The sequence below is a fragment of the Pseudoxanthomonas sp. CCNWLW251 genome (assembly GCF_037402255.1).
Classification (GTDB): domain Bacteria; phylum Pseudomonadota; class Gammaproteobacteria; order Xanthomonadales; family Xanthomonadaceae; genus Pseudoxanthomonas_A.
The window spans coordinates 39,070-64,281 of sequence record NZ_JBBEGA010000005.1 but is presented as its reverse complement, the minus strand read 5'-3'; the positions used below and the strand labels follow the sequence as shown (position 1 = coordinate 64,281).

Sequence of the window (25,212 nt, the reverse complement as noted above, 5' to 3'; positions counted from 1 at the left end):
GGAATTGCACGCATGAATCCACTCCACGTCGTCATCCTGGCCGCCGGTGAAGGCAAGCGCATGAAGTCCGCGCTGCCCAAGGTGCTGCAGCCGATCGCGGGGCGGCCGATGCTGGCGCACGTCATCGACGCGGCGCGCGCCCTGTCGCCCGCCGGGGTGCACGTGGTCCATGGCCACGGTGGCGACCAGGTGCAGGCGGCATTCGCCGACCAGGCTGACCTGCACTGGGCGCACCAGGCGCAGCAGCTGGGCACCGGGCATGCCGTGGTGCAGGCCATGCCGGAGATTCCCGACGGTGCGCGCGTCCTGGTGCTCTATGGCGACGTCCCGCTGACCCGCAGCGAGACCCTGCAGCGCCTGCTGGACGCGCCCGCCCGCCTGGCGGTACTGGTGGCGGAGCCCGCCGACCCGAGCGGGTATGGGCGCATCGTGCGCGATGAAGCGGGGCGCGTGGCCGCCATCGTCGAACACAAGGATGCGGACGAAGACCAGCGCCGCATCCGCACCATCAACACCGGCATCATCGCCGCCGACGGCAGTGCCCTGAAGGGGTGGCTCACCCGACTGTCCAACGACAACGCGCAGGGCGAGTACTACCTGACCGACGTGTTCGCGATGGCGGCGGAAGAATTCACGCCTGCGGAGATGGTGCTGGTGGGTGAACCCATCGAAGCGGAAGGCGCCAACGATCCGTGGCAACTGTCGCAACTGGAGCGTGCCTACCAGCTGCGCGCCGCGCGCGCGCTGTGCACGCTGGGCGCGCGCCTGATCGATCCGGCACGTTTCGACCAGCGCGGCACCGTGCGTGTGGGGCGCGACGTGCAGATCGATGTGGACGTGGTGCTGGAAGGCGAGGTGGAACTGGGCGACGGCGTCATCGTGGGTCCGTTCACGCGGTTGAAGGACGTGACGCTGGCCGCCGGTACCCAGGTCCGTGCGCATTGCGACCTTGAAGGCGTGGTCAGCCAGGGTGCGGCGCTGATAGGTCCGTATGCGCGGCTGCGTCCCGGTACCGTGTTGGCCGATGGCGTGCACGTCGGCAATTTCGTCGAGACCAAGAACGCGCACATCGGTACGGGCAGCAAGGCCAACCACCTGACCTATCTGGGCGATGCCGTCATCGGCAGCGGCACCAACATCGGCGCCGGCACGATTACCTGCAACTACGACGGCGTGAACAAGTCGACGACGACGATCGGCGACCGCGTGTTCGTCGGTTCCAACACCTCGCTGGTTGCGCCGGTAACCCTGGCGGATGGCGCGACCATCGGTGCCGGTTCGGTGATCTCGAAGAACGCCCCGGCCGACACGCTGACGGTGGCGCGTGCGCGCCAGGTCAGCATCGAAGGTTGGCATCGACCGGTGAAGAAGCCGAAGTGATGTAGCGCGGGCTCAAGCCCGCCATTTGCGGACGTACATTGAGCGGGATCACGGCGGCCCGCCCTTACCCCTTACCCTCTCCCGGAGGGGGAGGGGGAGTCGGTGCTATGCGGGCTCGGCCTCGGATGCAGTAGCGTAGGGCGGGCTCAAGCCCGCCATTTGCGGACGTACATTGAGCGGGATCGCGGCGGCCCGCCCTCACCCCTTACCCTCTCCCGGAGGGAGAGGGGGAGTCGGTGCCATGCGGGCTCGGCCTCGGATGCAGCGGGAGGGCTCCGAAGCCTTCTCCTCGGAAAGATCAATTTTCGGGCAACTGGATCGCCACGCAAAGACCGCCGCCATCGCGGTTGTGCAGCGACAGACGCCCGCCGTGCGCCTCGATGATTTCGCGCGTCAGCGCGAGGCCCAGCCCGGTGCCGTTGCGCTTGGTCGAGTAGAACGGCACCAGCGCGTTCTGCAGCACCGCGTCGTTCATGCCGGTGCCGCGATCCATCACCTCGATGCGCAACCAGTCGGGAAGGCGCGTAACGCGGACCGATACGCCCTCCGGGGTGGTGCCCGATTCGTGCGCGTTCTTCAGCAGGTTGAGCAGCGCCTGTTCGAGCTGCGCCACATCGATGCGGCCATCGATGTCGGCCTCCGGCATCGTGAGCTCGAAGGCGATCTGCCGCTGCAGCCCTTCGAAGAAGGCACGCCAGTGCACCGTCTGCAGTTGCGGCTGCGGCAACTTGGCGAAGCGTGCGTAGCCGCGGATGAAGCCTTCCAGGTGGCGTGCGCGCTCCTCGATGGTGCCGAACACTTCTTCCAGCCGGTCGTGACGGCCACGCCGCACGAGCTCCGCGCCCGAGTGCGCCAGCGACGCCACCGGCGCCAGCGAGTTGTTGAGTTCATGGCTGATCACGCGGATGACCTTCTTCCACGTCATCACTTCCTGTCGCCGCAGCTCGCTGGTCAGCAGGCGCAGCAGCAGCAATTCGTGTGGTCGACCGTTCAGGCGGAAGTTCCTGCGCGCCAGGTGGTAGACCTGCTCTTCGCCGTCCTCTTCCTCACTGCCGATGGCGAACAGGCTGTCGCCGCCGCGGGCGAGGGCTTCGCGCATCTCGACGGGTGCGGATCCGATCAGTGCGTCGTAGTCCTGGCCTTCGAGTTTCCAGCCGCTGTGCAGCAGCTTGCGCGCGGCCACGTTGGCGAAGATGACCCGCCGGACGCCGTCGCCGCCGGGCGCGATCAACAGCATGGCCACCGGCGTGTTCTGCACCATGGTGTCGAGCAGCAGTTCGCGCTGGACCAGGCTCAGGCGCTGTTCGCGCAATACCTCGCCCAGCGCGGCATGGGACTGCACCAGCTCGGCGAGTTCGTCGTTCCCGCGCCAGTGGATGCCGAAGTTGTATTCGCCATCGCGATAGCTGTTGACGCTGCCGGCCAGCGCGCGGAACAGCGAGTACGTGCTGCGCAGCCCGCGATGGATCGCCCACATCGCCAGCGGCAACACCACGATGGCCGAGACCAGTACCGCGATGATGTCGTCGCCAAGCCAGTGCGACAGTGCGACCGGCAGCACCAGTGCCAGCGCCAGCAAGGGCAGCAGCCAGGACAGCACGCGACCGGCGAGGGAGCGACGGATCATGGGGTCTTGATGCCGAAGCGTTCCATGCGCCGGTACAGGGCCTGCCGGCTCATGCCGAGATCGGCCGCGGCCTGGGCGATGATGCCGCCGGCGCGCGCGAGCGCGGTTTCGATGTCGGCCCGCTCCGGTTCCGCCACGACCGTGTTGCGCACCGGTGCGGGCCGGGGCAGGTTGAGGTCGGTTGCCTCGATGCGGTCCCCCATCGCCAGCAGTCCGGCACGCTGGATGACGTTGCGCAGTTCACGCACGTTGCCGGGCCATGCGTGCCGGAGCAGCGCAGCGCGCGCGCTTTCACCCAGCGGCTTGTCGGCGGGACGGAAGCGCTCGGCCAACGGCAGGATGTCGCCGGGGCGTTCGGCCAGGGGCGGCAGCGCGAGTTCGATCGCGTTGAGCCGGTAGTACAGGTCTTCGCGAAAGGAACCCTCGCGGATCATCGTGGGCAGGTCGGCGTTGGTGGCGCTGATGACGCGCACCACGACCTGGCGTTCGCGATTGGAGCCGAGGCGCTCGAAACGCCCGGTCTCGAGCACGCGCAGCAGCTTCATCTGGCCCGCCAGTGGCAGGTTGCCGATCTCATCGAGGAACAGCGTGCCGCCGTCGGCCGCCTCGAACTTGCCCTCGCGTGCCTTGTTGGCACCGGTGTAGGCGCCGGCATCGGCGCCGAACAATTCGGCTTCGATCAGCTCGGAAGGCAATGCACCGCAATTGAGCGTCACGAAGGCGCCCGACTTCACGCTGGAGTTGGCCTGGATGATCTCCGCGATCTTCTCCTTGCCTGCACCGTTGGGACCGGTGATCAGCACCGGCAGGTCCGAACGCGCGACCTGGCAGGCGAGGGCGACGACGCGTTCGCTGGCCGGGTCCTCGAACACCAGGTTGCGCAGGTCGTACTTCGCCGAAAGCTGGTCGCGGCTGCGGCGCTCGCGGTTGCGGCGGCGATCGAGCTCATTGCGCGTCTCGGCAAGTTCCAGCAGCGTGTTGACGGTGGCCAGCAGCTTGCGGTCGTCCCAGGGTTTGGCCAGGTAGTCGGTCGCGCCGGCCTTGACCAGGTTCACCGCCGCTTCCAAATGCGTCCACGCTGTCAGCAGGATCACCGGCAGGTCGGGCCACTGCGCGCGGATCGCGGTGAACAGCTGCTCGCCTTCCACCCCGGACGTGGTGTCCTCGGTGAAGTTCATGTCCTGGATGACCAGGTCGACCGCCTGCTCGCGCAGCAGGGTCAGGCCCGCCTCGGGTGATTCGGCATGCAGCGTGTCGATGTCGTGCAGCGAGAACAGCACGTTCAAGGCCGTGCTGACGGCCAGGTTGTCGTCGATGACGAGGATCGTGGGCATGCGCTATAGCCTAACCGAAGGACTGCGGCTGACGAGGTGCGCCGGAATGCGGCGCACGAGACGGGCAGGCCACCCGGCAGCAAGTTGCACCGCAAGGGAAGTCCAGGCAATCGCCGCTGCATGCGTCCACGGTGACGCGGCCGTTGCGCGCCATCCGGGCACGAGCAGCGGGAACAGCCATGCCATGCACGCCAGCGCAGCCAGGGAGGCACCCGCTGCCAGCAGGAAATACTCCAGCCTCAATCGCAGGGCGAGCTGGGCACCGCTGGCCCCCATGGCCCGTCGAAGGCTGAACTCCTGCGCGTGCTCCTGGATCCAGCGATGGCCGCCCAGCACCAGCATGCCCAGTGTGAGCAGCCACCAGGTCGCGCAGGCGAGCGCCGACCGCCATGCGTCCGCTGCGGGCGCGCGCAAGGTCTGCTCGCGCAGCGTCGCCAGGCTGACGGGCATGGCGGAAACGGCGGTCGGGTACGCCGCCGACAACGCGGTACGGATGCGCGCCGTCATTGCCCCGGGATCGGGCCGGTGGCGGACCACGAACTGGGCCGCTGCCGTGTCCTGCAAGCGCACCGGCAACACCATGGCCGCACCGTCGGTGCCATGCGCCGTGGCCGGCAGCGGGATCCTGTCCACCACGCCGACGATGTGAAGCGGCACGCCGGGCATCACGTGCAACGTGCGGCCCAGTGGATCGGCATCGCCATACAGATGCTTCGCCAGCGCCACGGAGACGATGGCGGACGTCGGACCGGCGTGCAGCCGGCCCTGGTCGCCCGGATAGTCGTGGAACTCATCGACGAGAAAGCGGCGTCCGCTTGCTGTGGAGAGGCCGAGGGTATCGAAGAAGCCTTCATGGACGAGATAGAGGGAGGTCAGGTGGCGGGGGCTCCGGTCCGATCCGGTCCAGGCATGCACGCTCCATGCATTGCGTCCGTACGGGGCCTGGTTGCTTGCCGCCACCGAGACGACCCCGGGAATGGCGCGCAGCGTCTGCAGCACATGCTCGACACCCGGATCGTCTGCGGCAGGCAACTTGATCCAGGGCACCAGCATCAACGTGTTCTCGTCGATGCCACTGGGTTCGAAGCGTCGGGCCTGGAGCGCGGCGAACGTCTGCCAGGCATGGACGCACAGCACGACGCCGATGACGAGCTGCAACGCGAGCAGCCATGTGCCTGCGTGGTGACGTCCTAGCAGCAGGAATCCCGGATGTGGCATGAGCATTCCGGCGCCGCACACACCCGGAAGTGTGTGCGGCGACCCGTGCGCGTCAGGCAGTACGCGTCGCCACCGCCGGCGGCACCGACGCGGCCTTGCGCGCCGGCCCGTACACGGCGACCTGGCCCAGCAGCCACAGCAGCACGGCGCCGACGGGCAGGTACAGCAGCGGCAGGCGTGGCAGTTCGTACTTGCCCATCAGCAGCTGGTTGATGCCGTACGCCAGGATCATGCCGATCACGATGCCGATGGTCGCCAGCAGGAAGTTCTCGGTCTGGAAGTAGCGCAGGATCTGTCCTTTCGTTGCGCCCAGCGCGCGGCGGATGCCGATCTGCTTGGTGCGTTGCTGCACCCAGAAGCTGGCCAGGCCGACGATGCCCAATGCAGTGACGATCAGCAGCGAGACGATCACGGTGATGAGCAGCCATGCCATCGCGCGATCGCCGCGGTAGTAGTCGCTCATGATGTCGGTGAACGTGCCCCCGCGCAGGACCAGCCGCCGCGCGCTGTTCTTCTCCAGCGTGGCGATCGCGGCCTTCTGCACTTCGGCACGACGCTCCGGCATGGTGCGGATCACGAAGGTCCCCATGGTCAGGTCCTTCGCCGGCAGGATCATCGCGAAGCCCGCTTCCGCGATGCCACCGTTGTCGTTCGTGCGGATCAGCCGATCGACCACGCCGACCACGCGGTGCGGCACGTTGTCGGTGTTCCAGGCGTAGATATTCTTCCCGATCGCGCTTTCGCCGGGGAAGAGCTTGTTCGCCAGCTCGCGGCTCAGGATCACGGCGGGCATTGCGTACTTCGCATTCTGCTTGTTGATCTCGGTCCAGTTGACGTACTCGTCGGCGTTGAAGTCGCGTCCCTCGGCCAGCTTCAGGCCGAGCGTTTCGACCACCGCATCACCGAGATAGACGTTCGCCTGTGCGCTGGGGCGTTCCTGTTCCGGTTCGAGCTGGATGGAGGTGTTCCACGATGAATTGTCGAACGGCACGTGGTTGATGCTGCCGGCCGCCTTGACGCCTGCGAGCGCGCGCAGGCTGGCGACGTCCTGCTTCACCAGCGCGTCGGCGTCGGGATTTTCGCCGAGGTTGCCCATGCTGATCCGCACGATCTCCTCGTTGGCCATGCCGGTGGGGCGGTCGATGCGCTCCAGTCGCTGGGTGATGAGGAACACGGCGTTGCAGATGATGGCGCACGACAGCGCCACTTCCAGCACGATCAGTGCGGCGGCCGTCTTGTGGCGGGACAGGGTGGAAAGGATGGGGCGGATGTCCATGACGTGCCTCTTGGATGGATGGGTCACTGGCTCTTGAGCTGGATGGCGGGCGTCACCTGCATGGCGCGCCAGGCGGGCAACATGCCGGCGAGAAGGCTGGCGACGATCGCCAGCGCGAAGGTGGCCAGCAGCATCTTCAGGTCCATGTGCGCGAGGTCGGCGTAGCCGGCCGGCTGCTGGCGAACGGCCAGCAAGCCCAGCCAGGCGAGCACGAGGCCCAGCACGCCACCGACCAGCCCGACCGTGCCCGCTTCCACCAGGCATTGCGCGAAGATGGCCTTGCGCGTTGCACCCAACGCGCGTCGCACGCCGATCTGCGAGGCGCGGCCCAGGAACTTCGCCAACAGCAGGCCGACGGTGTTGAGCAGGCAGACGGCCAGGAAGCCGAACGCCAGCCACACCTGCAGACGAACGTCGGCGGGAACGGCGCCCTGCTTGTCCAGCCACTGCATCACGTTGTGCAGGTCCACGTTGGCGGCTCGTTCGAAACGGCCGGCAGCACGCTGCTGGTCGGAGTAGTTCTTCAGGTAATGCTTGTATGCCTCGACCTTCGCTGGCGTGCCCAGCTCGACCCAGTACTGCAGCCACGCGCACGGCGCATTCGGGCCTTGCGAGCCTTCCTCCTCGGCGCTGGAATCTCCCCAGCAGTTCATGTTGCCCTGCGTGCCCATCTTCAAGGCGCGCGAGGTCCAGAACGGCACGAACAGCTGCTCCACTTCGGTGAAGCGGTCCTGGGTCATGTCGTAGAACTTCGGCGCGGGACGCCATTCATCCAGCACGCCGATCACGCGGAACGTCGCGCCGGAGGCCTTGATCTCGCGGCCCACGCTGTTGGCGCCGCCGAACAGTTTCTCGTTCAGCGCCTTGGAGATGACGGCCACGCGCGCGCGCGATTCGTCATCGGCCGCCGACCAGCCATTGCCGTAGCGGAATGGCACGTCGAACATCGGGAAGAAATCGGCCGTGGTGTAGCGCGAGTCGATGCGGAATGGTTCGATCCTGCCGTCTTCCGTCTCGATCGAAGAAGCGCCGCCGGTCATGAAGGCCTGCCGATCACCCTTCTTGTCGCGCAGCAGGCGCTCGGCGTCGTAGCGGGTGAACTGGTCTTCCGGCTCGTTGCCGGGCGTGAAGCCGTTCGCCGAACGCGGATCGATGCGCGGGTAGAAGAGCTTGTCGCTCTTCTGCGGGATCGGGTCGCCGGACAGTACATAGAACACCGTCAGCGTGGTCATGCTGGCGCCGATACCGAGCGCGATGGCCAGCACCATCAGGGAGGTCAGCGCCTTGTTGCGCTTGAAACTGCGCAGCGCCAGTGAGAAGTAATAGCCGAACATGCTTGGCTCCGTAGGGTGGGCCTTGGCCCACCATGTGGTCGTCTGGATTCTGTCTGAGGTGGGCCGGGGCCCACCCTACGCGGATGCGTTGGCTTCGGCGGCGTGCGCCGCACGGATCAATGCAGGCTCCACCGACAGGTCGGTGGCCATACCGTCCACGATGTGCACGTTACGCTGCGCGCGCGCGGCCAGTTCGGGGTCGTGGGTGACCATGATGATGGTCGTGCCCTGACGGTTGATCTCCTCCAGTAGCTCCATCACGCCGCGGGCCATCTGCGAGTCGAGGTTGCCAGTGGGTTCGTCCGCCAGCAGCAGGCGCGGGCTGCCAGCCAATGCGCGCGCGATCGCGGTGCGCTGCTGCTGACCGCCCGAGAGTTCGGCGGGGAAATGCTTCATGCGCGAGCCCAGGCCGACCCGGCCCAACGCATCTTCGATGCGCTGCTTGCGCTCGGCCGCCGGCATGCCGCGATAGCGCAGCGGGACATCGACGTTGTCGAACAGATTGAGGTCGGGGATCAGGTTGAAGCCCTGGAAGATGAATCCGATCTTGTGGTTGCGCAGCCGCGAGCGCGCGTCATCGCCCAGGCCGCTGACATCCTGGCCATCCAGCAGGAACTGGCCGCCGGTGAAGGTTTCCAGCAGGCCGGCGATGTTGAGGAAAGTGGTCTTGCCCGAGCCCGATGGGCCGGTGACCGCGACGAACTCGCCCTCGCGGACATGCAGGTCGAGGGAACGCAGCGCATGCGTTTCCACCTGTTCGGTGCGGTAGACCTTGGCGACTTGGCGCATCTCAAGCATGGCGGGTTCCTTCTTCTTCGGGTTCGGGAGTGGAGTGGGAGACGTAGGGGAGGGCTGGGGGTGATGATCAGTTGACCGAGACACGCTCGGCGTCGCCGAACTGGTCGCTGCCGGAAACGACGACCTTGTCGCCGGGCTGCAGACCGCTGAGTACTTCGACGTTGCTCAGGCTGCTGACGCCCAGTTGCACCGGGCGACGCACCGCCGAACTTCCATCCATGACGTAGGCGTAGCGACCGCCACCCTGTTCGAGGAACGGGCCACGCTCGACCATCAGCACGTTGCGGCGCGTGTCCATCAGGATGCGTGCGGACAGGCGCTGGTTCTGGCGCAGGCCGGGCGGCTGCTTGTCGGAGAAGCGCAGGCGGGTGACGACTTCGCCGTTCACCACTTCGGGCGACACCGCGGAAATTTCACCCGGATACGGTTGGCCCGCGCTGGTCAGGGTGGCGGGCATGCCGATGGCGAGGTCGCGCGCGAAGCTTTCCGGCACCTTGATCTCGACTTCGAACACCGACAGGTCCACCACGCTCAGCACGGGCGCGTTGATGGCGACGTTGGAGCGCTGCACTGCCTGGATCTGGCCGACCTGGCCGTCGAATGGCGCACGCAAGGTCAGTGCATCGACCTGGCGCTGCACTTCGGTGACCACGGCACGCTGGCGTTCGGCCAGCAGTTGCTTGTTGCGCGCATCCAGCCCGGCGCCCTGGCCCTGCAGCCCCGCATCCTTGCGTGCATGGGACAGTGCGATCTCGGCCTTGCGCAGGTTGTCCTCCGCTTCCAGCACGTCGACCTGCGGCACCGCACCGCCTTCGAAGCCGCGCTGATAGCGCTGCAGGGTGCGCTCGGCGGCCTGGCGCTCGATGCCGGCCTGGTCCAGTGCCTTCTGCGCATTGGCACGGGTGACGCTCGCATCCAGGGTCGCACGGCTGGCCTCGGCCTGCATGCCCGCCAGCGTGGTCTGTTCCTGCGCCAGCTTGCTGCGCAGCTCAGGGCTGTCGATCTCGGCCAACGGCTGGCCCTGCTTCACCTGGTCGCCCGCGACCACCTTCAGTGTGACCACGCCCCCGGCCACCGCGTACAGGGTGGGGCTGTTGGCGGCGATGACGCGACCGTCGGCGGCGATGTCGCGGACCAGATCGCCGCGGGTCACCTCGGCGATGCGCAGGCGGGCGCCGTCGATCGAGGTCGTGCCCGCCAGCCAGCCGCGCGCCGCGAACACGATACCGGCCAGCAGCAGTGCGCTACCGGCGGCGGGCCATACCCAGCGGCGCCAGGCCGGGCGGGTCTGCGAGGAACTGAGTACTCGGTCTTGCGCGGAGGTGTCCCGAATCATCGGCGGCATGCGTTCTTTGGAATGACCTGCCGTACTCAGCAGGATGCGTGCCAAACGCAAGCGATTGATTTACAAGGGGCTTGTCCGGGGCGGAGGACTGTCCGGGTGTCCGCGGACACCCGCCGGACAGGGGTTGTCCAGTGCCGGACACGTAGAATGTCCGTTCGTTTGACTCAGATGGAAGACACAGGCCTATGTGCGGAATTGTGGGTGCGATCGCCGATCGCGACGTGGTGCCGGTACTTATCGAGGGACTGAAGCGGCTCGAATACCGCGGCTACGATTCCGCCGGCATCGCCGTGGTCGATCAGCAGGATGTGCGCCGCGTGCGCCGCACCGGTCGCGTGGCCGAGATGGAAGGCGCCGCCGCCGCCGAGGGCTTCAACGCGACGCTCGGCATCGGTCATACGCGCTGGGCCACGCACGGCGGCGTGACCGAGGCGAACGCGCACCCGCACATCAGCCACGGGGTGGCGCTGGTGCACAACGGCATCATCGAGAACCACGAGGAGCAGCGCGAGAAACTGCGCGCGCTCGGCTACGTGTTCGAGTCGCAGACCGACACGGAAGTGATCGCCCACCTGATGCACCACCACCTGAAGGGGGGCGACGACCTGCTCACCGCGTTGCAGCACACGGTGAAGGAACTCACCGGCGCGTACGCACTGGCCGTGGTAAGTCGCAAGGAACCCGACCGCATGGTCTGCGCGCGCATGGGCTGCCCGTTGCTGATCGGCCTGGGCGAGGGGGAGAACTTCATCGCCTCCGACGTGTCGGCGATCATCCAGGCCACGCGGCGCGTGATTTTCCTGGAAGAAGGCGATACCGCCGAAGTGACGCGCGAAGGCGTCAAGGTGTTCGACGGCCAGAATGAACCCGTGCAGCGCGACGTGCACGTGTCGGACGTGTCGCTCGCGTCGCTGGAGCTGGGCCCGTACCGCCACTTCATGCAGAAGGAAATCCACGAGCAGCCGCGCGCGATCGCCGACACCATCGAGGCGGTGGTCGACGGCGGTTTCTCGCCCGCGCTGTTCGGCGCCAACGCCGAAGCCGCGCTCAAGGACATCGAGGGCGTGCAGATCCTCGCTTGTGGTACCAGCTACTACGCCGGCATGACCGCGCGCTACTGGCTGGAAGCCATCGCCGGCGTGCCGTGCAACGTCGAGATCGCCAGCGAGTACCGCTATCGCGCCGCATATGCGAACCCGAAGCACCTGATCGTCACGATTTCGCAGTCCGGCGAAACCCTGGACACGATGGAGGCGCTGAAGTACGCCAAGTCGCTGGGCCACGAGCACACGCTGTCGATCTGCAACGTTCCCGAAAGCGCCATCCCGCGTGCCAGCGAACTGGTGTGCTACACGCGCGCCGGTGCCGAGATCGGCGTGGCCTCGACGAAGGCCTTCACCACCCAGTTGGCTGCGCTCTTCCAGCTCACCGTGGTGCTGGGCAAACTGCGCGGCAAGGTCACGCCGGAACAGGAAGCCGACTACCTCGAACAACTGCGCCACCTCCCCGGCAGCGTGCAGCACGCACTGAACCTGGAGCCGCAGATCGCCGCCTGGGCCGAGCGTTTCGCGCCGAAGTCAGACGCGCTGTTCCTCGGTCGCGGCCTGCACTATCCGATCGCACTGGAAGGCGCGCTCAAGCTGAAGGAAATCTCCTACATCCACGCCGAGGCCTACCCGGCCGGCGAGCTGAAGCACGGCCCGCTCGCGCTGGTGGATGCCGACATGCCGGTGGTGGTGATCGCGCCGAACGACATGCTGCTGGAGAAGGTGAAGTCCAACATGCAGGAAGTGCGCGCGCGCGGCGGCGAACTGTTCGTGTTCACCGACCAGGACAGCCACTTCAGCGAGTCGGAAGGCGTGCACGTCATCCGCACCCCGCGCCACGTCGGTGTGCTCAGCCCCATCGTGCACACCATCCCGGTGCAGCTGCTGGCCTACCACACCGCGCTGGCCCGCGGCACCGACGTGGACAAGCCGCGCAATCTGGCGAAGTCGGTGACGGTGGAGTGAGCGCTGTCGCCTTCCTGTAACAGGCGGCGCGCAGAATGCGACCTGCAACGAGGTCCTCTCTCCTCCCGCGTTGCACCGGAGCCCGGCGAAAGCCGGGCTTTGTGCTGTCCGGGTCCCGTGCCGCGCGTGGCATGCTTGCATGCATGAAGGATTGTCCATGCCGTTCCGTCGTCTGCTTCCCGTCCTGTTGGTACTGATGCCGGCCGCGTCCGTGCAGTCCGGCGACATGCCGTCCGACGTGGTCGTCGTCGCACACCGCGGCGCCAGCGCGCATCTGCCTGAGCACACGCTGGAGGCGTATGCGCGTGCAATCGAGGACGGGGCGGACTACATCGAGCCCGACCTGGTGTCCACGCGCGATGGCGTGCTGGTCGCGCGGCACGAGAACGAAATCGGCGGGACCACCGATGTCGCGCAGCGGCCCGAGTTCGCCGCCCGCAAGCGACAACAGGTAATCGATGGCGAGACGTTCGATGGCTGGTTCACCGAAGACTTCACCCTCGCCGAACTGAAGACGTTGCGCGCGCGTGAGCGGTTGCCCGAGCTGCGCGGTACGGCGCACGATGGCCGATACGACATCGCGACGCTGGATGAGGTCATCGCGCTGGCGGCGGAACACGCCGCACGCAGTGGGCGCAGCATCGGCCTGATACCCGAGATCAAGCATCCCAGCCACTTCCAGCGCCTCGGCCTGCCGATGGAGGAGCGCCTGCTGGAAACGCTGGCGGCGCACGCGTACACACGCGAGGCCCCGGTGGTGATCCAATCGTTCGAGCAGGCGAACCTGCGTGCGTTGCGCACGCGCCTTGGGCCGTCGCACGAGAACATCCGCCTGCTGCAGTTGCTGGGTCCCGCTGACGCGCAACCGGGCGATGCGCTGGCGGCGGGCAGGCCGACACGCTACGCGGACCTGATGACACCCGCCGGGTTGCAGGACATCGCCGGCTATGCCGACATCATCGGGCCGTGGACGCGCCTGCTGATGCCGGTTTCCGAGGACGGCGCGCTGGGAACGCCGACCGCGCTGATGGCGGATGCCCGCAACGAAGGCCTGCATGTGTGGCCATACACCTTCCGGCCGGAGAACCATTTCCTGCCGAAGGCACTGCGCGAAGGCGACGATCCGCGCATGCGCAGCGAGGCAGGATCCCTTGTCGAGATCCGCGCCTATCTCGCGCTGGGGATCGGCGGCTTCTTCACCGACGATCCGGCGCTGGGGCGGCGCGCGGTGGACGGGCGCTGAGCCGGGTCAGACCCGGCCGAACACCAGGCTGGCGTTCGTGCCGCCGAAGCCGAAGCTGTTGGACATCACCGTGGTCAGGGTCGCGTCGCGGCTCGCCTGCACGATGGGGAAATCCTTGGCGCCTTCGTCCAGCGTCTCGATGTTGGCCGAGCCCGCGATGAAGCCATCGCGCATCATCAGCAGGCAGTAGATCGCTTCATGCACGCTGGCCGCGCCCAGCGAGTGGCCGGACAGCGCCTTGGTCGAGGAGATCGGCGGCAGCGTATCGCCCAGCGCGGTGCGGATCGCCTCGAGTTCGATCACGTCGCCCAGCGGCGTGGAGGTGCCGTGCGTGTTGAGGTAGTCCAGCGGCGCGGTGACGCCTTCCAGCGCCATCTGCATGCAGCGCACCGCGCCTTCGCCGGACGGCGCGACCATGTCGGCGCCGTCAGAGGTCACGCCGTAACCCAGCAGTTCGGCGTGGATGCGTGCGCCGCGCTTCACCGCGTGGTCGTAATCCTCCAGCACCAGCATGCCGCCACCACCGGCGATGACGAAACCGTCGCGGTCCGCATCGTAGGGACGCGAGGCGTGCGCGGGGTCATCGTTGCGCTTGCTCGACAACGCGCCCATCGCATCGAACATCATCGTCAGCGCCCAGTGCAGCTCTTCGCCGCCACCGGCGAACACGATGTCCTGTCGGCCGGCGCGGATCAGGTCCGCCGCCGCGCCGATGCAGTGTGCCGAGGTCGCGCAGGCGGCGGAGATCGAATAGCTCACGCCCTTGATCTTGAACGCCGTGGCGAGGGTCGCCGATACGGTGGAGCACATCGTGCGCGGCACCATGTACGGGCCCACTTTGCGGATGCCGCGCGCGCGCAGCAGATCGGCGGCCTCGATCTGCCATTCGGCCGAGCCGCCGCCGGAGCCGGCGATCAGGCCGGTGCGCGGCTGACTGACCAGCGCGTCGTCCAGGCCGGCATCAGCGATGGCATCGCGCAGCGCGATGTGCGCGAACGCCGCAGCATCGCCCATGAAGCGCTTCTGCTTGCGGTCGATCTGCGCATCGAGATCGATCTCCGGCGCACCGCCCACCTGGCTGCGGAAGCCGAGTTCGGCGTATTGCGGGATATGGCGGATGCCCGAACGGCCTGCGCGCAGCGCGGCCGACACGGTATCCGCGTCGTTGCCGAGGCAGGACGTGATGCCCAGGCCGGTGATGACGACACGGCGCATCAGAAGCTCTCCGTCGAGGTGAACAGGCCCACGCGCAGATCGCGCGCGGTGTATATCTCGCGGCCGTCGACCAGCATGCGGCCATCGGCCACCGCAAGCACCAGCTTGCGGTTGATCACGCGGCTGATGTCGATCTCGTAGCTGACGCGCTTGGCGGTCGGCAAGACCTGGCCGGTGAACTTCACTTCGCCCGATCCCAATGCACGACCGCGACCGGGCGCGCCGATCCAGGTCAGGAAGAAACCGGTCAGCTGCCACATCGCATCCAGCCCCAGGCAACCGGGCATTACCGGGTCGCCGAGGAAGTGGCACTTGAAGAACCACAGGTCGGGGTGGATATCCAGTTCCGCGCGGATGAGGCCCTTGCCGTGCGCACCACCGTCCTCGCGGATCTCGGTGATGCGGTCGAACATCAGCATCGGGTCATTGGGCAGGCGGCCGCTGTCGGGGCCGAACAGTTCGCCGCGCGCGCTGGCCAGCAGCTGTTCGCGCGAGAAGGAAGCAGGGGCGGTCATTGCATGGTCCGTTCTACGAAGCTGCAAATAATGCACACATGTGCATACGCTTGTCTTGATGCAAATCAACCGGGTTTTTTCCATACGCCGGCGTACCATCGGCGAGGCGTAATTGCGGCAAGGGTTTCGCACTCTCTGTCCGCATCTCCAAACGCAACCGTATCGTTCCCGCCTGCGTCCATGCGATCGCGTACGGCGGCCGATATCATCGCGTGATGCGCAAGATCATCCACATCGACATGGACGCCTTCTACGCGTCGGTCGAACAACGCGACGATCCGTCGCTGCGTGGACGGCCCGTGGTCGTCGCGTGGCGCGGCGAGCGCTCGGTGGTGTGCGCGGCATCGTACGAAGCCCGCGTCTTCGGCGTGCGCTCGGCGATGCCGGCGGTGCGCGCGGAGCGGCTGTGCCCGCAGGCAGTGTTCGTGCCGCCAGACTTCGCGCGCTACAAGGCGGTGTCGCGACAGGTGCGCGAGATCTTCCTGCGCCACACCGACCTGGTCGAACCGTTGTCGCTGGACGAGGCCTATCTCGACGTTACCGCGACAAAGTCCAACCTGCCGACCGCCACCGCGGTGGCCGAAACGATCCGTGCGCAGATCCGCGAGGAAACGCAGCTCACCGCGTCGGCCGGCGTGGCGCCGAACAAGTTCCTCGCCAAGATCGCGTCCGACTGGCGCAAGCCCGATGGGCAGTTCGTGCTGCGGCCGCACCAGGTGGAGGCGTTCCTGACGCCTTTGCCGGTGGAGCGCATTCCGGGCGTGGGCAAGGTGATGCAGGGCAAGTTGAACGCGGCCGGCATCCATACCGTCGGCGATCTGCGCACCTTCGAGCAGCGCGATCTGGAACAGCGCTTCGGCAGCTTCGGCGGAAGTCTCTATCGGCGCGCACGCGGCATCGACGAGCGACCCGTGGAGCCTGACCAGCCGGTGCAGTCGATCTCGGCCGAAGACACGTTCGCCACCGACCTGTTGCTGCCCGAACTGGAACCGCACATCGTCCGTATCGCGGAAAAGGCCTGGGCCGCCAGCCGGAAGACGGAGCGCGTGGGCCGCACGGTGGTACTGAAGCTCAAGACCTCGCAGTTCCGCATCCTGACCCGCAGCTTCACGCCGGAGTCGCCTGCATCCTCCGCGCAGGAGTTCATCGATATCGCGCTGGCATTGCGCGAGCGCGTGGACCTGCCTGCTGCGACTCGGTACCGCTTGGTCGGCGTAGGCCTTTCCGGGTTCCGCGATCGTGAGGAGTTGGGAGTACAGGCGAGCCTGTTCGATGTGATGGACGTGTAGCGCAGGGTCATGCAGCGTGCCAGTCGAAGGCGGGGTCTTCGTTGCGCTCGAAGCATCGCAGGTGCGAGGCCATCGCGTTCTGCAGACGCGTGCGCGGTCCGGCGTCGGGCTGGTACAGCGTGGTCCGCAGTCTTGTGGCCGCGGGGACGAAGCGGCAAAGCCGGCAACGGAGCAGTCCATTGCCGGCCTTCCCTCGGGCGTACGACTCAGTCGCGCGCGCTGTAGCGCAGGCTCAGGCCGTACTCACGACCGGGCTGGTTGTACCAGGCGATCGTTTCGTACTGGCGGTCGAACACGTTGCTGGCGCGTGCCTGTAGCGACCACTCGTCCGTGATTGCGTACTCCAGGCGCAGGTCCAGCGTGCCGTAGCCGGCCAGTCGAACGCTGTTGGCAGCGTTGTCGTAGCGGTGGCTGGCGCCATTGGCGGTCAGGCCGACGCGGAAGCCGCCGAAGGCACGGTCCACATCCACGCGTGCCGTGTTGCGTGCGCGGCGCGCCAGCAGGTTGTCGTAGTTCAGGCCGGCGGTGTGGTTGCGCGGATCGACATGGCTCACCTGGGCGGCGATGTCGAAGCCGGCCAGCGTCATTGTGCCGGTCAGTTCGGCACCGCGGATGCGCGCTTCTTCGGTATTCGCCGGCAGCCAGTTGCTGTCAAGCGCAATGAGGTCGTCGATACGCGTCTCGTAGACGTTGAACGACCAGTTCCAGTTGTCGGCGTACTGCGCCAGGCCGATGTCCAGGGTCTTCGAACGTTCGGGCTCGAGGAACTCGTTGCCGGAGAACGGGTAGTACAGGTCGTTGAACGTGGGCGCCTTGAAACCGGTGCCGGCGGTGACGCTGAGCTTGAAGCCGCTGCCGAATCCGAGACCCCAGCCGAGGCTCCCGGTCACATGGTTGCCGAACTGGTCGTTGTCGTCGTTGCGCACGCTGGCTTGCACCTGCTGCGCGCCGAAGCGTCCCTGATACTCGACGAAGACGCCGGTGTTGTCGCGGCTTTCGATCGGCGTCAGGGCGCTGTCGGCAAAGGTCACCGTGCTGGTGACCTCGTCGCGCTGCCAGTCTGCGCCGGCGGTCAGCAGGTGCCGGTCAGCGAAGACGAAGTCGCCCTGCAGCGAGGCGGTGTCGCGCCGAGTGTCGAACGTGCTGACGAAGGTGCGTGTGCCGGCGGCGGCATCGGCGAAATGGTTGTCCGACTTGTCGGAGGCGCGGCCGACTTGCGCGGTGAGCGTGGTGGCGGCGGAAGGCTTCCACGTCAGCTTGCTGCCGAGCACTTGCTGCACGTTGTCGGCCTCGTTGCCACCGAAGATGCTGCCATCGAACTCGTTGAAGGCATCGGCGTTCAATGCGTGGCCTTCCAGCGTCAGCGCATCGGTCAGCCTGTAGCCGCCGCGCACGTTGAGCGAGACGTTGCGGTAGCCGTCATCGTCTGGCTCGTCGGTGAAGCAGCCCTGGAAGACCGGAAAGCCGGCGCCACGACAGGCGTTGGTGCCGTCGGTTTCCTGGTACGCGGCATTGGCGCCGATCCAGCCACGTTCCCCGCCATAAGCGAAGCCGCCGCTGGCTTCGCGCAGATTGTTGCTGCCACCGCCGACACGCAGTTCGCGCGACAGGCCCTTGCCGCCGCGACGGGTGAAGATCTGGATCACGCCGCCGATCGCCTCCGAGCCGTACAGGCTGGAGCGTGGGCCACGCACGATCTCGATGCGCTCGATCTGGTCCACCGGCAAGTCCTGGAACGACGCCAGTCCCGCGGTTGCCGAGCCGATGCGGATGCCATCCACCAGTACCAGCACGTGGTCGGATTCGGTGCCGCGGATGTTGATCGTGCTCAGCTTGCCCAGGCCGCCCTGGTTGGTGAAGCCGATGCCGGCACGGCCCTTGAGCAGATCGATCAGCGAGCGCGACTGGCTGCGTTCGATGTCCGCGCGCGCGATGACCTGCACCGGCGCCAGGCTGTCGCGCACGGCCACATCGGTGCGGGTGCCGGTGACGACGACTTCGTCCAAGTCAGTGGCGTCCTGCGCCTGCGCCGCGAACGGCAGCGCCAATGCGACCGCGAGGGCCAGGTGGGAAAGGGGAAAACGGCTGTACATCGGATTCAACTCCATCGCGCGCCCCGCGCGCATTCTTCGGCGTGGAGTTGCGACGGGGAAGGGAGCGTTGCGGACAGCGCAGCAGACAGGCAGCGGCGCGGCACGCCGCGACGCCCTCCGCATCGCAACCAGTGGACTCCCAGGCCGGTCTCCGGGCTTGCGAACGAGTGCAGGGCACTCCGCCTTGGCGCCTTCCCATGCAATGCACAGTGGCCGATGCCGCGGCTGTTGTTCGCCTACCGTTGCGGGGGCAGCGCCGGAATGCCGCGTATCGCGGGTCACCGGCTTCCCGTTTCAACCCGGGCGTGGAAGCCGCGGGTCACCTGAAAGCGCGCGCAGTATACGGGAAGCCCGCGCGTTCCTGCCCGCACAGGTGCAGGAGGGGCTTCAGTCCCGATGCTCTTCTGGCAGCCCCTGACGCAGTGGCTGAAAAGCATCGGGGCTGAAGCCCTCGTGGAGGAATCAGTCGTCGCCGCCTGGCGAGTCGAACAGGTTGAGCGGAGGGCCCGTGTCTTCTTCGCGCTCGGTGTGCGTCGTGGTCACCGGGCCTGCTGCGGGTCGGCCGCGCGGCGGCGGCAGCAGGGCGGCCGCCGCGTCGTAGGCCACCAGCAATGCGCTGCGGCGATCCTCGGGCAGCTGCTGCCAGTGGCAATCCAGCAGGGCGCCTTCCAGCGCATAGAGCAGGTTGAGGCTGGGCCGGAACCCCGCGCGCTTGACCCGTATGAAGGCTTCCACCGCGCCGACGCCCTCCAGGTCCTCCTGCGTGCGCAGGCCGACCTGGCGCAGCCAGGCGGCGGACTTGGGGCCGATGTTGCGCAGCTTGGTGCCTGTCATGTCAGCGAATCCACGAAGATGGCGGCGATGCGTTCCATGCCCGCCTGGTCGTCGGCATCGAAGCGCGCCAGGCGTGGGCTGTCCAGGTCGAGCACGCCGACCAGTTCGTCCCCTTTTACCAGCGGTACCACCAACTCCGAGCGTGAAGCGGAATCGCAGGCGATGTGGCCCGGGAAGGCCTCCACATCGTCCACGCGCTGGGTCTGGCGGGTGCGTGCGGCGGCTCCGCAGACCCCCTTGTCCAACGGGATCCGCACGCAGGCTGGTAAGCCTTGGAACGGGCCAACGACCAATTCCCGGCCATCGAAGAAGTAGAAGCCGGCCCAGTTGAAGTCCGGCAGGGCGTGGTAGAGCAGTGCGGCCAGGTTGGCGGCATTGGCGATCCGGTCCGGTTCGCCGGCCAGCAGGGCACGGGCCTGCGCGGCCAGCTGTGCGTATTGTTCCGGCTTGCTGCCGGTGAGCGTCTGGGAGGCGAATGACATGGCGTCGATTCTACTCCCGCGTCCTGCGGGACGGCCCGATATGATGCGTCCCATCCGCATGGGCTGACGGGGGCGACAGGTGGGCGCGAATGCACGCGATGAAGAAGAAGCGGGTTGGCGTGGCCATGGCGTGACGCGGCTGGAGGCATTCGTCGATGCGGCGTTCGCGTTCGCGGTCACTTTGCTGGTCATCTCGGTGGAGCGCATTCCTGACAGCATCGGCGGCGTACTGCAGGCGCTGAAGAACATACCGGCGTTCGCCGCCAGCTTCGCGATGGTGGCGATGTTCTGGTACGCGCATGTGCGCTGGAGCCGGCGCTATCGGCTGGGCACCGTCCCGGCCACGCTGCTCAGCCTGTTGCTGGTGTTCCTGGTGCTGGTCTACGTGTATCCGCTGCGGCTGCTGCTGGGTACGTTCTTCGGATGGATCACGGGCGGGTGGCTGCCGATGCCGCTGTCCGACGCCAACGGTCCGCGTCCGCTGGCCTTCATGTTCATTTTCTACGGGCTCGCGTTCGCGTCGATGTCCGCCTGCGTAGGCGGTCTGTATGCGCTCGCATGGCGCGCGCGTGGCCGGTTGCGGCTGGACGGCGATGCCGCAGCCAACGCAGCTGGGGAAGTCGCATCCCACGCCTATTTCGTTCTCGTCAGCCTGGTGTCGGTGCTGATCGCGCTGCTGCTGACCGAGCACTCGCGGTCGTGGCAGGTCGCATTGCCGGGCAGCGTGTATTTCCTGCTTTCGTTCACCGGCCTGGTGCATGTGCGTGGCCAGCGCTGGGGCGCGCGCCGCTGGCCGGAGCGCGCAGATGGATAGGCCGATGGACCGGCTGTTCGTCACCGGTACCGACACCGGCGTCGGCAAGACCGTCGCCAGTGCCGCCTTGTTGCATGCATTCCGCGCGCGCGGGTTGCGCGCGGTCGGCATGAAGCCGGTTGCCAGCGGCTGTACCCTCACGCCGGCCGGCTGGCGCAACGACGATGCACTGGCCCTGCAGGCGGCGAGCGATCCCGTGCCGCCGTACGAGGACCTCAATCCGTATGCGCTGCCCGCTCCGCTGGCGCCGGAGATCGCGGCCCGCGATGCAGGCGTGGACGTCCAACTGGGGGTGCTGGTTTCAGCGTTCGAGCGCCTGCATCCGCTGGCTGATCTGGTACTGGTGGAAGGCGTTGGCGGCTGGGCCGCGCCGCTGACGGCGACGCTCGATCAACGGCACCTCGTCGAGGAACTGCGCCTGCCGGTGGTGCTGGTGGTGGGGATGCGGCTCGGCTGCATCAACCATGCACGGCTCAGTGCGCGCGCCATCCAGGACGACGGGGCACGGTTGGTGGGCTGGATAGCGAACGAGGTCGATCCGGAGATGGAACGCCGGGACGAGAACTTCGCCCTGCTGTCCGCGCGCATGCCGGTGCCGTGCTGGGGGAGGTTGCCACATGCGCCGGACATCGACGCCAGGCAGCTCAGCCGGCATATCGCGATTTCCCTGTAGGAGGGCCTTCAGGCCCGACAGGCGTTGCCGGAAAAGCATCGGGCCTGAAGGCCCTCCTGCAAGTACCTGGGTGCGCGGGCAATAAAAAACCCGGCAGCGTGGGGGCTGCCGGGTCGGCTGCGCGGAGGGAGGGGGAGCCGCGCAATAAACGTTGGACGCGCAGGTCCTGGGGCGGGTCTTACTTGCCTTTGGCGGCCTTGGTCGCCTTGGCCACGGAGGCCTGGACGTTGTCGGTCGCGGTCTCGAACTGGGTCTTCACCAGCTGGCCGAAGGCCTCACCGGTCTTCAGGCCCAGGCCGAACACTTCCTGGCTGGCGGCGACGACGCGCTCGGCGTTGTCCTTGGCCACCTGCATGCCCTTCGGCCACAGGGTCTTGTAGCCTTCGAGGTCGCGGGTTTCAGCCAGCTCGCCGAAGAAGGCGGTGGTGGCGTCGATATTCTTTTCGAAGGTCTTCAGCTGCACGCCGAACACGGTCTCGGCGCTTTCCAGGGCCAGACGGTTGGCGCGCGAGGCAGCGGCGGCGAACTGGTGCGTGAACTGGCTGAAGCTTTCGTTGAATTGCGTGGTCATGGCGTGCTCCTGAAAGGGGATTCCCATCTGTTGCGACGCAGCATAGACATATCCATGTTGCAGTGCAATAAGTGGCGTATGGAAATCCGACGAACGGTCAGGAGCCGTTAAAAATCAAACGCTTGTATGTAGTGGTATGAAACCGGTTTCTTGCCTCAGGGGCCCGTATAGCGGCACCCGGACGTGCAGGTTTCATGCACCACGATGGCGCTCAGCAGCGGCAGCACCGGTTTGGTCTGGTCCCAGATCCACTTCGCGAGCTGCTCGCTGGTCGGGTTGTCCAGGCCGGGGATGTCGTTGAGATAGTGGTGGTCCAGCCGGTCGTAGATCGGCTGGAAGGCCGCCTTCACGTCGGCGAAGTCCATCACCCAGCCAGCGTGCGGATCGACCGGGCCGGAGAGATGCAGTTCGATGCGGAACGAATGTCCGTGCAGGCGCGCGCACTTGTGCCCGTCCGGCACGTGCGGCAGCCGGTGCGCGGCTTCCACGGTGAAGACCTTGAAGATATCCATGCGACGATTCTAGAGGGCGTGGCAACCAGCGTGCGGCGCCGGTGAGGGCGCCGCACGATCGACTCAACGGGCAGGGCGTGCCTGGCTAGGGCGCGCACCGCCGGGGCGGCGGTCGCCTTCGCGACGCGGGCCACTGCTGTGCTTCTTCGGGCCGGCGTGGGCGTGGCGCGGGGCCTCGCTGTGCGGGCGGCGCGCATGCTTCTGCGGGCCGTTGCGGCGCGGGGTGCGCTCGCCGGCGGGCTGTTCGGCCTTGCCCGGCGCACTGTTGCCCCAGCGGATCGGCGTCTGCGGCTCGAAGCCCGGCACGTCGCGCAGGTCCACGTCGCGGCCGAGCATGCGCACGATGGCGCGCAGGTACTTGGCTTCATCCTGCGCCACCAGCGAGATCGCCTCGCCCGTCGAGCCGTTGCGGCCGGTGCGGCCGATACGGTGCACGTAGTCCTCGGCCACCATCGGCAGGTCGAAGTTGATCACCTGCGGCAACTGGTCGATGTCGATGCCGCGCGCGGCGATGTCGGTGGCCACCAGCACGTTGATGCGGCCGGCCTTGAAGTCGTTGAGCGCGCGCTGGCGTGCGCCCTGCGACTTGTTGCCGTGGATCGCCGCGGTCTTGATGCCGCTCTTGTCCAGGAACATCGCCAGCTTGTCGCTGCCATGCTTGGTGCGGGCGAACACCAGCGTCTGCAGGCGGCTGTCCTTGGCCAGCAGGTGCAGCAGCAGGTCGCGCTTGCGGCTGCCATCGACCGGGTGGACGCGGTGGGTGATGGTCTCGGCGACGGTGTTCTTGGGCGTGACCTGGATCTGCTTCGGATCACGCATGAATTCCATGGCCAGTTCGCGGATCGGTTCGGCGAAGGTGGCGGAGAACAGCATGGTCTGGCGGTTCTGCTTGGGCAGCTTGGCCAGGATGCGCTTGATCGAGGGCAGGAAGCCCATGTCGAGCATGCGGTCGGCCTCGTCCAGCACCAGCACCTCGATGCCGGACAGATCGATGCTGCGACGCTCGATATGGTCGATCAACCGGCCCGGGCAGGCGATCACCATGTCCACGCCACGGCGCAGCGCGTCCAGCTGGTTGCCCATGCCCACGCCGCCATAGATGGTGGTGCTGGGAATGCGCAGGTACTTGCCGTAGCCACGCAGGCTGTCATGCACCTGCACGGCCAGCTCGCGGGTGGGGGTCAGCACCAGTGCGCGCGGCTTGCGCGGGCCACGGGTGGCGACTTCCTGCGGCGTGGTGGCCAGGTACTGGATCAGCGGCAGGCCGAACGCGGCGGTCTTGCCGGTGCCGGTCTGGGCGCCGGCCAGCAGGTCGTGCCCGGCCAGGGCCAGCGGGATGGCCTGTTCCTGGATGGCGGTGGGCTGGGTATAGCCCTGTTCGTCCAGCGCACGCAGGAGGGCGGGCGCGAGGCCAAGGTTTTCAAACGTCATGGTGGAAGCTCCAAAGCCGGCCGGCCGGACACGCACGCAACGCCGGCACAGCGAAGTGCGGCAACGTGGGACGCGCGGAATGCGGTGAGGCCGTGACTCGAAGCGTTCCCTGAAACCGCGCTGCGAGAAGGGGTGCGGAGGCGCCAAAGCGGCGGATCCGGGCTTGCCCACGAAAGAAGTCGGGGCGGGGCGGGCGCGGGAGGTCGTGTGGACATCCCGGCGCCGGCGGACCATGGGGAAACGAACGGCCGCAGGCAAGCGGCGCGCACTGTAACCGAATCCGGGCCTGAATGGGGGAATGGGTGCTGAAACCCGGGTCTGCGACCAATTGTCGCAGCCCGGAAATCAGTGACTTGCGGGCGTATCATGGCCTGGGAAGACCACGTAGCCGACCGCCATGAGCCTTCGCATCCTCCGCCAGAACGACGCCCCGGTGACCCGTGCGCCAGCCGATGGCGTGGTCTGCCAGGCCAATTCGCGCGGTTGTGGCGGCTGCCTGGTCCGGCACCTGGCCATCTGCGCGGCCCTGCCGGTGGAGAAGGCCCATGCCATGGAGGCGCTGGCCGATGACGTCCGGCTGTCCGCGGGCGAGGCGCTGGTGCGCGAGGGCGAGCCGCGGCGGGGCGTGTTCACGGTGACCAAGGGCGCGTTGCGCCGCATCCGGCTGTTGCCGGACGGGCGCCGGCTGGTGGCGGGGTTCCTGATGCCGGGCGACTTCATCGGCTTCAGCGGGACCTCGCACTACAAGCACACCATTGAGGCGATCACCGACAGCACGCTGTGCGAATTCTCGATGGCCGACATGCGCGGCCTGTGCCACGACCACCCGGAGCTGGAGCGCGAACTGTTGGAGCGCGCCTGCGTCGAACTCGACGCCACCCGTGGCAACCTGATGTCGCTGGCCCGCCTCAATCCGATGGAGCGCCTGTCCGGCTTCCTGGTGGACATGGCGCAGCGTCGTCGGCGCCAGGGCCAGGACGACACCGAAGTAATCCTGCCGATGACGCGTACCGACATCGCCGACTACCTGGGCCTGACCGTCGAGACCGTCAGCCGCAGCTTCACCCGCCTGCGCCAGGAAGGCAGCATCGCCACCGACGACCCGCACCACGTGCGCCTGCTCAACCGCAAGCGCCTGGACGCCCTGGCCGAAGCGCGCGCCTGAGGCTTTTTTGCTCTCTGTAGGAGCGACGTAAGTCGCGACCGTATGCCCCGC

21 protein-coding genes, 1 pseudogene and 1 riboswitch are annotated in these 25,212 nt (G+C 67.2%); of the genes and pseudogenes, 7 read left to right on the top strand and 15 right to left on the bottom strand.

The features are described from left to right. Positions 1–12: 12 nt before the first annotated feature. Positions 13–1,380 carry a bifunctional UDP-N-acetylglucosamine diphosphorylase/glucosamine-1-phosphate N-acetyltransferase GlmU gene (gene glmU, locus WBN46_RS16830; protein WP_337732587.1) on the top strand — a complete coding sequence of 456 codons (1,368 nt, stop codon included), beginning with the start codon at positions 13–15 and terminating at the stop codon, positions 1,378–1,380. 298 nt (positions 1,381–1,678) lie between these two features. Here glmU and WBN46_RS16825 read toward each other — a convergent pair whose 3' ends face one another. The 7 genes from WBN46_RS16825 to WBN46_RS16795 all read right to left on the bottom strand — a co-directional run bounded on the left by WBN46_RS16825 (position 1,679) and on the right by WBN46_RS16795 (position 10,303). After that, entirely contained in the window at positions 1,679–3,007 is a 1,329-nt protein-coding gene (locus tag WBN46_RS16825) for a HAMP domain-containing sensor histidine kinase (protein ID WP_192202936.1), read from the bottom strand. Further along, positions 3,004–4,341, bottom strand: a complete 1,338-nt coding sequence (locus WBN46_RS16820) for a sigma-54 dependent transcriptional regulator (RefSeq protein ID WP_337732585.1) — start codon at positions 4,339–4,341, stop codon at positions 3,004–3,006. The genes WBN46_RS16825 and WBN46_RS16820 overlap by 4 nt, the downstream gene beginning before the upstream one ends. 3 nt (positions 4,342–4,344) lie before the next feature. Beyond that, complete coding sequence (locus WBN46_RS16815) at positions 4,345–5,559, bottom strand: ABC transporter permease (RefSeq protein WP_337732584.1); 1,215 nt, start codon at positions 5,557–5,559, stop codon at positions 4,345–4,347. 52 nt (positions 5,560–5,611) lie between these two features. After that, a complete protein-coding gene (locus WBN46_RS16810; RefSeq protein ID WP_337732583.1) occupies positions 5,612–6,835 on the bottom strand; it encodes an FtsX-like permease family protein in 1,224 nt (407 codons plus the stop codon). 23 nt (positions 6,836–6,858) lie between these two features. Next, on the bottom strand, positions 6,859–8,169 hold the full coding sequence (locus WBN46_RS16805; protein WP_337732582.1) for an ABC transporter permease: 1,311 nt from the start codon (positions 8,167–8,169) through the stop codon (positions 6,859–6,861). A gap of 75 nt (positions 8,170–8,244) precedes the next feature. Continuing rightward, the gene (locus tag WBN46_RS16800; protein WP_192202941.1) at positions 8,245–8,967 is read right to left on the bottom strand and encodes an ABC transporter ATP-binding protein; all 723 of its coding nucleotides are present in this window, start codon (positions 8,965–8,967) and stop codon (positions 8,245–8,247) included. A 67-nt stretch (positions 8,968–9,034) separates the two neighbouring features. Next, on the bottom strand, positions 9,035–10,303 hold the full coding sequence (locus WBN46_RS16795; protein ID WP_337732765.1) for an efflux RND transporter periplasmic adaptor subunit: 1,269 nt from the start codon (positions 10,301–10,303) through the stop codon (positions 9,035–9,037). Between the two features lie 194 nt (positions 10,304–10,497). On the opposite strand from WBN46_RS16795, the gene glmS reads away from it, so the two are divergent. Together glmS and WBN46_RS16785 are read left to right on the top strand one after the other, a co-directional pair. After that, positions 10,498–12,324 (top strand): glutamine--fructose-6-phosphate transaminase (isomerizing), encoded by a 1,827-nt coding sequence (gene glmS, locus WBN46_RS16790; protein ID WP_337732581.1) that lies wholly within the window; start codon positions 10,498–10,500, stop codon positions 12,322–12,324. A 196-nt stretch (positions 12,325–12,520) separates the two neighbouring features. After that, positions 12,521–13,567 carry a glycerophosphodiester phosphodiesterase gene (locus WBN46_RS16785; RefSeq protein WP_337732764.1) on the top strand — a complete coding sequence of 349 codons (1,047 nt, stop codon included), beginning with the start codon at positions 12,521–12,523 and terminating at the stop codon, positions 13,565–13,567. A 6-nt stretch (positions 13,568–13,573) separates the two neighbouring features. On the opposite strand, the gene fabB is transcribed toward WBN46_RS16785, so the two are convergent. Then, positions 13,574–14,782: a beta-ketoacyl-ACP synthase I gene (fabB, locus tag WBN46_RS16780; protein WP_337732579.1), complete on the bottom strand. Its 1,209-nt coding sequence runs from the start codon at positions 14,780–14,782 to the stop codon at positions 13,574–13,576. Next, the gene (gene fabA / locus WBN46_RS16775) at positions 14,782–15,297 is read right to left on the bottom strand and encodes a 3-hydroxyacyl-[acyl-carrier-protein] dehydratase FabA (RefSeq protein ID WP_192202945.1); all 516 of its coding nucleotides are present in this window, start codon (positions 15,295–15,297) and stop codon (positions 14,782–14,784) included. The genes fabB and fabA overlap by 1 nt, the downstream gene beginning before the upstream one ends. Positions 15,298–15,512: 215 nt before the next feature. Between fabA and dinB the strand changes: the two genes are divergently transcribed. Then, positions 15,513–16,586 carry a DNA polymerase IV gene (gene dinB, locus WBN46_RS16770; RefSeq protein WP_337732578.1) on the top strand — a complete coding sequence of 358 codons (1,074 nt, stop codon included), beginning with the start codon at positions 15,513–15,515 and terminating at the stop codon, positions 16,584–16,586. Positions 16,587–16,792: 206 nt separating this feature from the next. Here dinB and btuB read toward each other — a convergent pair whose 3' ends face one another. From btuB to WBN46_RS16755, 3 genes are all read right to left on the bottom strand, one after another. Further along, entirely contained in the window at positions 16,793–18,679 is a 1,887-nt protein-coding gene (btuB, locus tag WBN46_RS16765) for a TonB-dependent vitamin B12 receptor (RefSeq protein ID WP_337732577.1), read from the bottom strand. Positions 18,680–18,803: 124 nt separating this feature from the next. Further along, a riboswitch (cobalamin riboswitch) is annotated at positions 18,804–19,021 on the bottom strand. A gap of 120 nt (positions 19,022–19,141) precedes the next feature. Continuing rightward, positions 19,142–19,513, bottom strand: coding sequence for a TfoX/Sxy family protein (locus WBN46_RS16760; protein WP_337732576.1), 372 nt, complete (start codon positions 19,511–19,513; stop codon positions 19,142–19,144). Continuing rightward, the gene (locus WBN46_RS16755; protein WP_192202949.1) at positions 19,510–19,995 is read right to left on the bottom strand and encodes a GAF domain-containing protein; all 486 of its coding nucleotides are present in this window, start codon (positions 19,993–19,995) and stop codon (positions 19,510–19,512) included. Before WBN46_RS16755 ends, WBN46_RS16760 begins: the two co-directional genes overlap by 4 nt. 79 nt (positions 19,996–20,074) lie before the next feature. Between WBN46_RS16755 and WBN46_RS16750 the strand changes: the two genes are divergently transcribed. Next, positions 20,075–20,809 carry a TMEM175 family protein gene (locus tag WBN46_RS16750; RefSeq protein ID WP_337732575.1) on the top strand — a complete coding sequence of 245 codons (735 nt, stop codon included), beginning with the start codon at positions 20,075–20,077 and terminating at the stop codon, positions 20,807–20,809. Further along, a complete protein-coding gene (bioD, locus tag WBN46_RS16745) occupies positions 20,802–21,482 on the top strand; it encodes a dethiobiotin synthase (protein ID WP_337732574.1) in 681 nt (226 codons plus the stop codon). The genes WBN46_RS16750 and bioD overlap by 8 nt, the downstream gene beginning before the upstream one ends. 178 nt (positions 21,483–21,660) lie before the next feature. On the opposite strand, the gene WBN46_RS16740 is transcribed toward bioD, so the two are convergent. The 3 genes and pseudogenes from WBN46_RS16740 to WBN46_RS16730 all read right to left on the bottom strand — a co-directional run. Then, positions 21,661–22,053 (bottom strand): phasin family protein, encoded by a 393-nt coding sequence (locus WBN46_RS16740; protein WP_192202952.1) that lies wholly within the window; start codon positions 22,051–22,053, stop codon positions 21,661–21,663. A gap of 155 nt (positions 22,054–22,208) precedes the next feature. Further along, positions 22,209–22,565: a 6-carboxytetrahydropterin synthase QueD gene (queD, locus tag WBN46_RS16735; protein ID WP_337732573.1), complete on the bottom strand. Its 357-nt coding sequence runs from the start codon at positions 22,563–22,565 to the stop codon at positions 22,209–22,211. A gap of 141 nt (positions 22,566–22,706) precedes the next feature. Further along, positions 22,707–23,996 (bottom strand): annotated as a pseudogene (locus tag WBN46_RS16730) (DEAD/DEAH box helicase); the annotation flags it as partial. 397 nt (positions 23,997–24,393) lie between these two features. On the opposite strand from WBN46_RS16730, the gene WBN46_RS16725 reads away from it, so the two are divergent. After that, positions 24,394–25,161 (top strand): Crp/Fnr family transcriptional regulator, encoded by a 768-nt coding sequence (locus WBN46_RS16725; protein ID WP_337732572.1) that lies wholly within the window; start codon positions 24,394–24,396, stop codon positions 25,159–25,161. Positions 25,162–25,212: the final 51 nt, after the last annotated feature.

Coding starts and splice junctions, on each gene's coding strand:
- bioD (WP_337732574.1), top strand. CDS start 20,802: ATGGATAGGCCGATGGACCGGCTGTTCGTCACCGGTACCGACACCGGC.
- WBN46_RS16785 (WP_337732764.1), top strand. CDS start 12,521: ATGCCGGCCGCGTCCGTGCAGTCCGGCGACATGCCGTCCGACGTGGTC.
- glmS (WP_337732581.1), top strand. CDS start 10,498: ATGTGCGGAATTGTGGGTGCGATCGCCGATCGCGACGTGGTGCCGGTA.
- glmU (WP_337732587.1), top strand. CDS start 13: ATGAATCCACTCCACGTCGTCATCCTGGCCGCCGGTGAAGGCAAGCGC.
- fabA (WP_192202945.1), bottom strand. CDS start 15,297: ATGACCGCCCCTGCTTCCTTCTCGCGCGAACAGCTGCTGGCCAGCGCG.
- btuB (WP_337732577.1), bottom strand. CDS start 18,679: ATGTACAGCCGTTTTCCCCTTTCCCACCTGGCCCTCGCGGTCGCATTG.
- fabB (WP_337732579.1), bottom strand. CDS start 14,782: ATGCGCCGTGTCGTCATCACCGGCCTGGGCATCACGTCCTGCCTCGGC.
- WBN46_RS16725 (WP_337732572.1), top strand. CDS start 24,394: ATGAGCCTTCGCATCCTCCGCCAGAACGACGCCCCGGTGACCCGTGCG.
- dinB (WP_337732578.1), top strand. CDS start 15,513: ATGCGCAAGATCATCCACATCGACATGGACGCCTTCTACGCGTCGGTC.
- WBN46_RS16815 (WP_337732584.1), bottom strand. CDS start 5,559: ATGCCACATCCGGGATTCCTGCTGCTAGGACGTCACCACGCAGGCACA.
- WBN46_RS16825 (WP_192202936.1), bottom strand. CDS start 3,007: ATGATCCGTCGCTCCCTCGCCGGTCGCGTGCTGTCCTGGCTGCTGCCC.
- WBN46_RS16805 (WP_337732582.1), bottom strand. CDS start 8,169: ATGTTCGGCTATTACTTCTCACTGGCGCTGCGCAGTTTCAAGCGCAAC.
- WBN46_RS16760 (WP_337732576.1), bottom strand. CDS start 19,513: ATGACAGGCACCAAGCTGCGCAACATCGGCCCCAAGTCCGCCGCCTGG.
- queD (WP_337732573.1), bottom strand. CDS start 22,565: ATGGATATCTTCAAGGTCTTCACCGTGGAAGCCGCGCACCGGCTGCCG.
- WBN46_RS16740 (WP_192202952.1), bottom strand. CDS start 22,053: ATGACCACGCAATTCAACGAAAGCTTCAGCCAGTTCACGCACCAGTTC.
- WBN46_RS16820 (WP_337732585.1), bottom strand. CDS start 4,341: ATGCCCACGATCCTCGTCATCGACGACAACCTGGCCGTCAGCACGGCC.
- WBN46_RS16800 (WP_192202941.1), bottom strand. CDS start 8,967: ATGCTTGAGATGCGCCAAGTCGCCAAGGTCTACCGCACCGAACAGGTG.
- WBN46_RS16795 (WP_337732765.1), bottom strand. CDS start 10,303: ATGATTCGGGACACCTCCGCGCAAGACCGAGTACTCAGTTCCTCGCAG.
- WBN46_RS16755 (WP_192202949.1), bottom strand. CDS start 19,995: ATGTCATTCGCCTCCCAGACGCTCACCGGCAGCAAGCCGGAACAATAC.
- WBN46_RS16810 (WP_337732583.1), bottom strand. CDS start 6,835: ATGGACATCCGCCCCATCCTTTCCACCCTGTCCCGCCACAAGACGGCC.